This window comes from Mesorhizobium sp. WSM4848 (assembly GCF_055811375.1).
On the sequence record NZ_JBVVPX010000055.1, the window covers coordinates 21,056 to 32,084 of the forward strand.

The window sequence follows — 11,029 nt, forward strand, 5'->3', positions numbered from 1 at the left end:
CGATAAGGTTCACGCAGCGGCTGAAACACGTCCGACCAACGAAAAACCCCGCCGGATTGCTCCCGCGAGGTCTTGGTGTTGCGGTCCAATGTGACGGGCTGTTGCCCGGGTTCCCTACTGGAGAGCCCGCGGCCTGCGCCTCGGCTGCTGCAGGATGTTCGGGTTCAGCAGCAGGTTCGGATTGATCTGCAGCGTCGGCGCCCTGCGGATCGGAGTGCAGTCCGGATACTGTCCGACTGTCCCGACCGGGCAGCGCCGCTTGATGATCGGCTGGCACCGGCCGTTGATCAGCCGTGAGCCAGGCGCGCACCCCAACTGCGCCCGGCGGCATGCGCCTCTGATCACCTCAGTCCCGCGCGGGCAGACACAGGCGCCGTTCTTGGTGCGGATCTGACCGGGCAGCAGCCTGCACCGCTCCACGACCGGCGGCTTATTTCGGATCGGTCGGCAGGCACCGCCCCTTAGTTCCGTCCCTCTCGGGCAGATGCAATCGCCGTTTTTGGTGCGGATCTGACCGGGCAACAGCTTGCACAGGCGTGCCGGCGGCTCGTCGGTCGACACGCACCTGCGGTTATCCAGCTCGGTTCCGCGCGGGCAGACGCAACGCCCGTCGGAGGTGCGGATCTGGCCCTTGAGCAGCACGCAGTGCTCCTTCGGCTTCGGAATAATGACCGTGCCGCCAGCCGACGAGCACTGGCCGTTGCGGAAAGTGGTGCCTTCCGGGCAGACGCAGCGGCCGGCGTCGTTCATGACGAGCCCCTGCGAGCACGCCTTCTTCACCTCTTTCTTGATAGTGAAGGGATGGCAGGCATAGGCCTTGCCGCGATCGCCCTGCACATTGGCCGGGTCTGGGGAGAGCATTTTGCCCGCACCTCGCACCGGCGTGTCGGGCGACAACACGCCGACGCAGTTCTGGCCGCTGACGGTGCCCTGCAGATTGGCCAGGCGGCCAGCGTCCGGAATGACCACGGTCACCCGGTGAACGTGGCTTTCCCCTGCGCCGAGTGTCAGGTTGGCGATGCAGGATGCAGGCAAGGTCGCCGGTTCCGGCGCACAGCCGAAGGGCGGGTCGATCGAGGTGATCGCAACGCCTTCCAGCCGGCCGAGGCCTTCCACGCCGATCGCATCACCAATGCGAACCGGCCCGGAGAAGGCGTTTTTCCCATCGTTCGCGATGGTGATCTCGAACGAGCAGGGCCGGCCGATCCGGCACTCGGCATCGCCGGTCTTCTCGACACGGATGGTCAAGGCGGCGCCACCCTTGGCGCAGGTCCTGCCGATCGGATAGACGTCGTCTCCTGACGCCGGGCCGTAGGAGCCGCGTGCGCAGTTCTCGAACACGCCATTCGCTGCAAGCGTCACGTCGAAGTGGCGGCTGGTTCCGGGCGTCATGACGGCGCCGGGAATCTGGCACGACAACGCAGTGGCCGGAGCCGGTCCGCACGTCCATTCCGCGCCGTCGGGAGTGACGGTCTGGATCTGGACGGGCGCGCCGCCGGCCACCAGCGTGGCGGCATCGTTGATCCGCACCGGACCGGTGGGGGCACTGGTGCCGGTGCTGATGACGGTGATGCGGCAGGTGACGGAAGCAGCACCGGCCAGCGCTCCGCTGCACAGCGTGGTGATCCGCATGGCCGGCTCGTCGCTGTCGGAATGACGGATGCGTTGCTTGGCGCAGGCCCTGTTGTTGGTGAGGTCGTTCTCGCCGAGGATGGCTTTCACCTCGGCGCAGTTCTCGACCGTGTTTGGCCGGTAGCCGGCCGGCATCACCGCCTTCACGAAGATCGGCGTCGAGGCGCCCGGCGAGAGCACGATGCCGGCATTGTCGCAACGGAACTGGCCGGAGCCGTTCGGTCCACATTTCCATGGCGGGATCGGGCCGAAGCTCGACGATGCCGGCGCGCCGCCCGGATAGGTGTCGGTGACCGTCAGCGGCCCATCGTAGAGGACGCTGCCGTTGTTGATGATGTCGATCACGAAGGTGCAGACACCATCTGCCGTGCAGACCGGGGTGCGGGCACGCTTCTTCAGGATCAGATCGACCTTCTTTCCCACCGGCGGCCGGCAGTTGCGGCCCCGGTCGCCACGCCGGCAAACCGGGATCGAGGCGCAGCCGCGGTCGTTGTCGAGGCAAGGAGGCACGCCGCCGGGGGGCGGGAAGTCGGGCGGATAAAAAGGTGGCAGGTAACCGCCGCCCTGTTTCTGCTCATAGTAGCCGGCACGGACTTCGCAGGGATGCCAGGCTTCGACGTCGCCGACGTGCCCTCCTACCTCGGGGTCTTCGAAATAGCCGTCAAAGTCGACGAACCACGCGCCGAAAGGCGGCACGTTGGCCGGCTTGACCAACGCCGTCGGCGTAATCTGCACACCGTGCACGGCGAGCGGTCCGCCGCCGGCAAGCTGTTCGGCAAGTGCGGGGTTGTCGCGCAATTTGTCGGCGGACTTGACCAGCGTCTTGGTGCAGGCGCTCGCGTCGAGATTGCCGTCGGCGTCATAGCCATATTGCAGGTCCAGGCCGCCGGCCGACTGCCGGTTGTCTTGCGGGAAGCCGACCGCATAGTCCTGCGTCATTTCCACCCAGATTGATTCCGTAGCCGGATCGTCCGGGTTTTCGCGCCCGTAGCGGAAGACCTCGCCCGTGCCGGTATCGGCGAACCGGCTGTAGTCGTAGCGGTTTTCCACCGGGCCGCGCTGGGCCAGGTACATGAAGCCGCTGACGTCGAAAGCGATGTCGGTGACGGCGTGGTCCTTGTCGGCCTTGACCGTCAGTTCCCAGCGCGGGTCACCGGCAAAGCTGCCGTCGCGAGCAACGCCCACCGACCAGAGCTCGGCGTTTTCACCGACGGAATAATAGAGCCGACCGCTATGATAGGCGACGGACCAGACGCGGCGCTCGTCCTGCGTATAGCCCCAGCTATCGGGGTCTTCGCTGTCGAAGGCCGCGTCTTCGATGTCCATCGCACTGCCATCGTCGGCAAGCGGGGCAAGCCCGTGCGCCGGGCGCCCGGAAACGCCGTGGTCGAACCTGTCGACCAGGGCGCCGTCGGCGTCAATGCGATGGATGAGACCGGTGTCGAGGTCGCTGGCGAAGAACTGGCGGCGGAGAGCGTCGAAGGTGATGTCGCCGATGCCGGGGCCGCTGTTGGTGTCGATGTCGGCGAATTTGCTGACCTGCCCGGTGGTGCCGTCGATCTTCCAGATCGTGCCCGGTCCGCCACCGTTCTCGGTGCCGAACTGGCCGTCCATGAAGGTGGCGCCGGCAGCACCGCGACGCTGCCGCTCGGGACGACCGTCCGTATCTTGGTCTGATGTGACGATGCGGACGCCATGCAGCGAGGTGGCGCCGGCATAGAGGTCCGCAATGCCCGAGGGAGCGCCGTCGTCATAGGTGATGGCGAACACCTGGCCGATCTGCCCGGCCGCCACTTCGAAGGGCGGCGGGGTGAAGACGAGTTGGCCGGAGGCCCGCCCGCCCAGTCTTGAAACGTCAAAGACGCGCAAGGTTGCGCGCGTCGTGTCGATAAAGGTCTCGTCGACCGGGTCAACGCTGGGCGGCAGGCTCTCCTCAAGATCACGAATGACGGTACCGGAAAATCCGGTCACCGCCATCGAGCCTGGATAGATGACCTGCGTTTCCTGCGCCTGCACGGCACCGCCAATCCACAGGATGGTGGCGAGCGCCAACGCCGGAAAGCCGCTAGTTGCCAGGAACCTTTTGGTTAATTGCATCCCACGGCGCAAACGGCCAGCACGAGAGCGCACGAACGCGCCGTGGTCGCAAGACCAAGACATAGAATTCCCCCCGCGGGCGACGGGAGAAACATCCGCCGTTTCCGCGCAAATCAGGGCAAGGCGCGACGTTCCGGCACGTTTTTCCCTGATCGAATTGTCTGCTTTCCTCGTAATCACGATATGCCGGCTCTTACGCATGGTCAACGCAACCAGCGGAACGCCTGGCATATCGACCCCACCCCGAAAGCGGTGGTCGGGCTGAGCCTGGATTTCCGGTCATGGCCTTTCCTTTCCAGGGCCGCACCACACGGCGCATCTGTGTGTCAGTCGCGAGCCGACGCGGAAAGGTTCATGGGCCGGAGAACCCTGGCCGGCCCGAGAAAAGGATGTGTTGGATGCCTTGCGCAGAATGCTTGCGCGCCGCGCAGCCTGTTCTTATATACGCGCCAAGCCGTTCGGCGCCGGAATGCCGGTTGCCGAAGCGGAATTTCTTGTGAACAGGGGCTTTCGTCGGAACGCCTGTACGGGTCCTGAGAGCCTGCTTAGCGGAGAGATTAGAAAAATGGCAAAAGTAATCGGTATCGATCTGGGGACCACCAACTCCTGCGTCGCCATCATGGACGGCAAGGAATCGAAGGTCATCGAGAATGCGGAAGGCGCGCGCACGACCCCATCCATCGTCGCCATCAACAGCGACGGTGAGCGCCTCGTCGGCCAGCCGGCCAAGCGCCAGGCGGTCACCAATCCTGAAAACACCATCTTCGCGGTCAAGCGCCTGATCGGCCGCCGCTATGACGATCCGGTTACGGAAAAGGACAAGAAGCTTGTCCCCTACAAGATCGTCAAGGGCGACAATGGCGACGCTTGGGTCGAGGCCGGCGGCAAGAAGCAGTCGCCCAGCCAGATCTCGGCAATGATCCTGCAGAAGATGAAGGAAACGGCGGAAGCCTATCTCGGCGAGAAGGTCGAGAAGGCGGTGATCACCGTTCCGGCCTATTTCAACGACGCCCAGCGCCAGGCCACCAAGGATGCCGGCAAGATCGCCGGCCTTGAAGTGCTGCGCATCATCAATGAGCCGACCGCGGCCGCACTTGCCTACGGCCTCGACAAGAAGGAAGGCAAGACCATTGCCGTCTATGACCTTGGCGGCGGCACTTTCGACATTTCGGTGCTCGAAATCGGCGACGGCGTCTTCGAGGTGAAGTCGACCAATGGCGACACCTTCCTCGGCGGCGAGGATTTCGACATGCGTCTGGTCGAATATCTGGCGGCCGAGTTCAAGAAGGAACAGGGCATCGACCTGCGCAGCGACAAGCTCGCGCTTCAGCGCCTCAAGGAAGCGGCCGAAAAGGCCAAGATCGAGCTGTCGTCGACGACGCAGACCGAGATCAACCTGCCCTTCATCACCGCCGATGCCACCGGCCCCAAGCACCTGACGCTGAAGCTGACGCGGGCGAAGTTCGAGAGCCTGGTCGAGGATCTCGTCCAGCGCACGATCGAACCCTGCAAGGCGGCGCTCAAGGATGCCGGTCTGAAGGCCGGCGAAATCGACGAGGTCGTCCTGGTCGGCGGCATGACCCGCATGCCCAAGATCCAGGAGATCGTGAAGCAGTTCTTCGGCAAGGAGCCGCACAAGGGCGTCAATCCGGATGAGGTCGTCGCATTGGGCGCCGCCATCCAGGCCGGCGTGCTGCAGGGCGACGTCAAGGACGTGCTGTTGCTCGACGTGACGCCGCTGTCGCTCGGTATCGAGACGCTGGGTGGAGTGTTCACGCGGCTGATCGAGCGCAACACGACGATCCCGACCAAGAAGAGCCAGGTGTTCTCGACTGCCGAGGATTCACAATCGGCCGTGACCATCCGCGTCTTCCAGGGCGAGCGTGAAATGGCCGCCGACAACAAGGCGCTCGGCCAGTTCGACCTGGTCGGCATTCCGCCGGCGCCGCGTGGCGTGCCGCAGATCGAGGTCACTTTCGACATCGACGCCAACGGCATCGTCAACGTCTCGGCCAAGGACAAGGGCACCGGCAAGGAGCACCAGATCCGCATTCAGGCGTCTGGCGGCCTTTCGGACGCCGACATCGAGAAGATGGTGAAGGACGCAGAAGCCAATGCCGAGGCCGACAAGAAGCGGCGCGCGTTGGTCGAAGCCCGCAACCAGGCCGAGGCGCTGGTGCATTCCTCGGAGAAGTCGCTGAAGGAATATGGCGAGAAGGTTTCCGAGGCCGACCGCACGGCGATCGCCGATGCGATCGCGGCGCTGAAGACCGCTGCCGAAGGCGACGACGCGGCCGAGATCGAAGCCAAGACGCAGGCGCTCGCCGAAACTTCGATGAAGCTCGGCCAGGCCATGTACGAGGCTTCGCAGAAGGAAGCCGCGGAAGCTGACGCCAAGGCGGACGCCGCCAAGGACAGCGACGTGGTCGATGCCGACTTCGAGGAAATCAACGAGGACGACGACAAGAAGAAGTCGGCCTGAGCGGCCTGACGGCAGGTTTAGGCGCATGACCCCGAAATCGGAATCGATTTTCGGAAAGGATCATGCGCAAAAATCAAAGTGCTACGGCGTCCTTTGCGCGTCCAACAGGACGCGCAGCGCTGTAGTAGAGCCCGGCGCAAAGCCGGGCTTTTTTGCAACTCTGGCCGAAAAAGTGCGCGCCTGATCGAAAAAATGCGGGCAAACCCGTGTCAACACTGGCATCCCGGCTCCATCGCACCTAAATCGGAACAGCGTGCCGGCGAACGACGCAAAGTGCTTCAAGACGTTGAATATCCGGACTGCGGGAAAAGATGAAAGCTGATTTCTACGAAACGCTGGGCGTGCAAAAGGGGGCCGACGAGAAGGAGCTCAAGAGCGCTTTCCGCAAGCTAGCTATGCAGTTCCACCCCGATCGCAATCCCGGCGATCATGCCTGCGAGCACAAGTTCAAGGAAATCAACGAAGCCTACGAGACGTTGAAGGATCCGCAGAAGCGGGCAGCCTACGACCGTTTCGGCCACGCCGCCTTCGAACAGGGCGGCATGAACGGCGGCGCACACGGCTTCGGCGCCGGCGGTTTCGCCGACATCTTCGAGGATATTTTCGGCGACATGATGGGCGGGCGCCAGCGCCGCTCGTCAGGCGGACGCGAGCGCGGCGCCGACCTGCGCTACAATATGGAAATCACGCTGGAGGAGGCGTTTACCGGAAAGACGGCGCAGATCCACGTGCCGGCCTCGATCTCCTGCATGGAATGCTCGGGCAGCGGCGCCAAGCCCGGCACCCAGCCCGTCACCTGCTCGATGTGCAACGGCCACGGCAAGGTGCGCGCCACGCAAGGCTTCTTCTCGATCGAGCGCACCTGCCCGCAATGCCAGGGGCGTGGCCAGACCATCAAGGAGCCGTGCCAGAAATGCGCCGGCCAGGGCCGCGTCACCGAGGAGCGCTCGCTGTCGGTCAACATCCCGGCGGGCATTGAGGACGGCACCCGCATCCGCCTTGCCAATGAGGGCGAGGCCGGCCTGCGTGGCGGCCCGTCGGGCGATCTTTATATTTTCCTGGCGGTCAAGCCGCACGAATTCTTCCAGCGCGACGGCGCCGATCTCTACTGCAAGGTGCCGATCTCAATGACGACGGCTGCCCTTGGCGGTTCCTTCGAGGTGACGACGCTGGACGGCACCCAGACAAAGGTCAAGGTGCCGGAAGGCACCCAGAACGGCCGCCAGTTCCGCCTCAAGGGCAAGGGCATGCCGGTGCTGCGCCAACACAATGTCGGCGATCTCTACATCCAGACCGCGGTCGAGACGCCGCAGAACCTGTCCCGCCGCCAGCGCGAGCTGCTGGAGGAGTTCGAGCAGCTTTCCTCGAAGGATAATTCGCCGCAGTCGAGCGGCTTTTTCGCCCGCATGAAGGACTTTTTCGAGACCTTCGGCGAGCGCTGATGGCGACTCTCGCCGATCGGGTGTAGGATACAGCCGAGCGGAAGCTCCCCTAGCGTCATCAACACCTTATACCGGCGTCCGCCTTGCCTTGAAGCCCGTAGCTGCTAAGTAGCCACTCGGGGGACCGTTCAGGAGAACTTGCATGGCACATGGTCCCGGACTGCGGAAGACGCTGGCAGAGAAGTTCGACGACGAACTGAAGTTCTTCAAGGGCTGGATCGACAAGCCGAAGGCGGTCGGTTCGATCGTGCCGACCAGTTCCATCACGGCCCGCAAGATGGCCTCCGTCGTCAACCCGAAGTCGGGCCTGCCGGTGCTCGAAGTCGGGCCTGGCACCGGCGTCATCACCCGAGCCATCCTCGCCCAGGGCGTAAAGCCTGAAAATCTCTACGCAGTCGAATACTCCCCCGATTTCGTGCGCCATCTGCGCCAGCTCTATCCCGGCGTCAACGTCATCGAGGGCGATGCCTTCAATCTCGACACGACGCTCGGCGACAAGAGCGGCCTGACATTCGATTCGGTCATCTCCGGCGTGCCATTGCTCAATTTCCCGGTCGAACAGCGCGTCGCCTACGTCGAAAGCCTTCTCGACCGCATACCGACAGGCCGCCCGGTCGTGCAGCTGACCTACGGCCCGCTGTCGCCGATCCCGCCCGGCCGCGGCGACTACACGGTCGAGCATTTCCATTTCGTCATCCGCAACATCCCGCCAACGCAGCTGTGGATCTATCGGCGCGGGGCGCATTAGGGTGTGCCGATATTCAGGTGAGGCCGGCCTGCAAATGCTAGCTTCCTGCGCTTCCGGTGCTCACGTACTTCAAGTACGCTCCGCTCCGGTTCTCGGAACCAACCATTTTCAGCTCGGCCTGACCTGAATCTCAACACACCTTCACGCATTTGCCCCAAACGATCGCTTTTCGATTTTTGGGCCGGTGCGTTGATTTGACAGATCCTTGGCTGTACCTGTCCGGGAACAAGGGGGCGGATGGCAGTGATCCCGAAAATTCTCGTCTTCGCCGGTTCGATTCGCTCTGGCGCCTACAGCGGCAGGACCGCCGATGTGGCGCAGAAGGAACTCGCCCTGCAGGGCGCCGAGGTGATCCGCATCTCGCTTGCCGACTATCCGCTGCCGATCCTCGACGAGGATCTGGAAAAGGAGAAAGGCATTCCCGAGAACGCCATCAAGCTTGCACGGCAAATCGCGGCACATGACGGGCTGCTGATCGCGACGCCCGAATATAACGGCTCGATCCCGCCGCTGCTCAAGAATACCATCGATTGGGTGAGCCTGGTGCGCACGGATGACGGGCGGTCGTTCAGGCCGTTCACCGGGAAGCCCGCCGGCCTTTGTTCGTCTTCCAAAGGACATTTCGCCGGGGTACGCTGCATCAACCATCTGCGCGCCGTGCTGGTGCGCTGCCAGATGGAGGTGGTGACGCCGGAGTGCTCTGTCCCGGAGGGCGGCAACGCCTTCGACGAGGACGGGAATTTCAGGGACGAGCGACTGCACAGATCGATGGAGCACCTATGCCGCACGCTGATCGAAACCTCGCGCCTGCTGTCGACGCGGATCGAGGCGTGATCCAGGAGCGCGCCAGCACCATGCAAGACAGGCTGATCGTCGGCCTCGATGTGCCGACGCTGAAGGACGCCGAGAAGGTGGTGCGCGAGCTCGACGGGGTCGTCTCCTTCTACAAGATCGGCTATCAGCTCGCCTTCGCCGGCGGCCTCGACTTCGCCCGCGAACTCGCGAGGGGCGGCACCAGGATCTTCCTCGACATGAAGCTGCTCGACATCGACAACACGGTGGCCAAAGGCGTCGAGGCCATTGCCATGATGGGCATGACCATGCTGACGCTGCACGCCTATCCGAAGACGATGAAGGCAGCGGTCGAGGCCGCCAGGGGCAGCGATCTCTGCCTGCTTGGCGTCACCGTGCTGACCTCGATGGACGAGCAGGACGTGATCGACGCCGGCTATGAGCATGACCCGCATACACTGGTGCTGAGGCGCTCCGAGCAGGCGCTGCATGCCGGCATGGGCGGCGTAGTCTGCTCGGCCGAGGAAGCGGAAGCGGTGCGCCGGATCGTCGGCCCCAACATGGCCGTCGTCACGCCGGGGATACGGCCCAAGGGCAGCGACCATGGCGACCAGAAACGCGTGGTCACGCCGGCGCAGGCGATCCGCAACGGCTCCAGCCATCTTGTCGTCGGCCGGCCGATCGTCGGTGCGCCAGATAGACGGGCGGTCGCGGAAGCAATTCTTGACGAAATGCGCTCGGCCTAACAATTCGGAGAAGAAGCATGCCCAAGGGATACTGGATCGCCCGCGTCGATGTGCGCGATGCCGAAGGCTACAAGGACTATGTCGCAGCCGCCAAGCTTGCCTTCGACCGTTTCGATGTAAAATTCCTGGCACGCGGCGGCGCACATGAAAAAGCCGAGGGCCCCGGTCGTGACCGCAACGTCATCATCGAGTTTCCGTCGTTGGCTGCCGCGCATGATTGCTATCACTCGCCGGAGTATCAGCGGGCGGTCGCGATCCGCCAGAAAGTAGCCGACGGCGAGATCGTGCTGGTCGAGGGGCTTTAGCTCAGCGGCAACAGCTGCGGCGTTCAGACCGAGTGCAGGATGTAAAGCTTGCGCGTTTTCTCATGGATGGTCCATTCGCCCTCCCAGCCAAGCGGCAGGATAAGCAATTCGCCGGGTCCGACATCTTTGGCTGCGCCACCAGGACCGTGCAGCGTCACGCGGCCGGACACGATGTGGCAAATCTCGGAATTCGTGTCACGGCGCGCGGTGAACCGGCCTTGCGAACATTCCCAGACACCGACTTCGATCTTGCCATCCCCCGACGTCCAAAGCGTGTTGGCTGCTTCCAACTGATCGCCTTCCAGCGAGGTGGGTTTCGACTGGGGCTCACCGAGGCCGATGTGCGCCAGGTGGGCGAAGGACTTGAAGTCGATCATTGCTAAATCCTCGAAGTGATGCGGTTCAGTGCCCGGTGATGCGATCGGCCAGGGCGGCGAGCCGCGACGTGCGCGGCAGCCCCTTTGCTTCCCGCTCGTCGGCAATTCGATAGAGCTGATACATCGAATGGACGCCAAGCCAGCGCAGCGGCTCCGGCTCCCACTTGCGCACGGTTCGATTGACCCAGGGAAGCCGCGTCAGCTCGGTGTCGTTGCCCAGCAGCAGATCGCGCAGAGTGCGTCCCGAGAGGTTCGAGGTGGAAACGCCGAGGCCGACATAGCCGCCTGCCCAGCCTATTCCGGTCTGCCTGTCAAAGCCCACCGTCGTGCACCAGGGCAACGAGTTCAGGTTAACGGCGAGTTGTAATTTGTGGCACGGCGTAGGTTGGCGTGATTCAAGAGGCTTCC

At 63.7% G+C, this 11,029-nt stretch carries 8 protein-coding genes and 1 pseudogene; 6 read left to right on the plus strand and 3 right to left on the minus strand.

From position 1 onward, the window contains the following. Window positions 1-114: 114 nt before the first annotated feature. Window positions 115-3,729 carry a hypothetical protein gene (locus AC0L16_RS31580; protein ID WP_473625433.1) on the minus strand — a complete coding sequence of 1,205 codons (3,615 nt, stop codon included), beginning with the start codon at window positions 3,727-3,729 and terminating at the stop codon, window positions 115-117. A gap of 565 nt (window positions 3,730-4,294) precedes the next feature. Between AC0L16_RS31580 and dnaK the strand changes: the two genes are divergently transcribed. The 6 genes from dnaK to AC0L16_RS31610 all read left to right on the plus strand — a co-directional run bounded on the left by dnaK (window position 4,295) and on the right by AC0L16_RS31610 (window position 10,244). Next, a complete protein-coding gene (dnaK, locus tag AC0L16_RS31585) occupies window positions 4,295-6,211 on the plus strand; it encodes a molecular chaperone DnaK (RefSeq protein ID WP_027154686.1) in 1,917 nt (638 codons plus the stop codon). Window positions 6,212-6,522: 311 nt separating this feature from the next. Next, window positions 6,523-7,653: a molecular chaperone DnaJ gene (dnaJ, locus tag AC0L16_RS31590; RefSeq protein WP_077374353.1), complete on the plus strand. Its 1,131-nt coding sequence runs from the start codon at window positions 6,523-6,525 to the stop codon at window positions 7,651-7,653. A gap of 142 nt (window positions 7,654-7,795) precedes the next feature. Further along, window positions 7,796-8,401, plus strand: a complete 606-nt coding sequence (gene pmtA / locus AC0L16_RS31595) for a phospholipid N-methyltransferase PmtA (protein ID WP_473625435.1) — start codon at window positions 7,796-7,798, stop codon at window positions 8,399-8,401. A gap of 237 nt (window positions 8,402-8,638) precedes the next feature. Beyond that, window positions 8,639-9,235: an NADPH-dependent FMN reductase gene (locus AC0L16_RS31600; protein WP_473625436.1), complete on the plus strand. Its 597-nt coding sequence runs from the start codon at window positions 8,639-8,641 to the stop codon at window positions 9,233-9,235. Window positions 9,236-9,255: 20 nt separating this feature from the next. Next, window positions 9,256-9,939, plus strand: coding sequence for an orotidine-5'-phosphate decarboxylase (gene pyrF / locus AC0L16_RS31605; protein ID WP_473625440.1), 684 nt, complete (start codon window positions 9,256-9,258; stop codon window positions 9,937-9,939). 17 nt (window positions 9,940-9,956) lie between these two features. Next, window positions 9,957-10,244, plus strand: a complete 288-nt coding sequence (locus AC0L16_RS31610; RefSeq protein WP_292517460.1) for a DUF1330 domain-containing protein — start codon at window positions 9,957-9,959, stop codon at window positions 10,242-10,244. A gap of 23 nt (window positions 10,245-10,267) precedes the next feature. Here AC0L16_RS31610 and AC0L16_RS31615 read toward each other — a convergent pair whose 3' ends face one another. Continuing rightward, window positions 10,268-10,621 carry a cupin domain-containing protein gene (locus AC0L16_RS31615; protein WP_473625438.1) on the minus strand — a complete coding sequence of 118 codons (354 nt, stop codon included), beginning with the start codon at window positions 10,619-10,621 and terminating at the stop codon, window positions 10,268-10,270. A gap of 25 nt (window positions 10,622-10,646) precedes the next feature. Continuing rightward, window positions 10,647-11,029, minus strand: a pseudogene (locus tag AC0L16_RS31620) (hypothetical protein); the annotation flags it as partial.

What these genes read in the sequence shown, in the direction of transcription:
- AC0L16_RS31580 (WP_473625433.1), bottom strand. Translation starts at nt 3,729, where the DNA reads ATGCAATTAACCAAAAGGTTCCTGGCAACTAGCGGCTTTCCGGCGTTG.
- dnaK (WP_027154686.1), top strand. Translation starts at nt 4,295, where the DNA reads ATGGCAAAAGTAATCGGTATCGATCTGGGGACCACCAACTCCTGCGTC.
- dnaJ (WP_077374353.1), top strand. Translation starts at nt 6,523, where the DNA reads ATGAAAGCTGATTTCTACGAAACGCTGGGCGTGCAAAAGGGGGCCGAC.
- pmtA (WP_473625435.1), top strand. Translation starts at nt 7,796, where the DNA reads ATGGCACATGGTCCCGGACTGCGGAAGACGCTGGCAGAGAAGTTCGAC.
- AC0L16_RS31600 (WP_473625436.1), top strand. Translation starts at nt 8,639, where the DNA reads ATGGCAGTGATCCCGAAAATTCTCGTCTTCGCCGGTTCGATTCGCTCT.
- pyrF (WP_473625440.1), top strand. Translation starts at nt 9,256, where the DNA reads ATGCAAGACAGGCTGATCGTCGGCCTCGATGTGCCGACGCTGAAGGAC.
- AC0L16_RS31610 (WP_292517460.1), top strand. Translation starts at nt 9,957, where the DNA reads ATGCCCAAGGGATACTGGATCGCCCGCGTCGATGTGCGCGATGCCGAA.
- AC0L16_RS31615 (WP_473625438.1), bottom strand. Translation starts at nt 10,621, where the DNA reads ATGATCGACTTCAAGTCCTTCGCCCACCTGGCGCACATCGGCCTCGGT.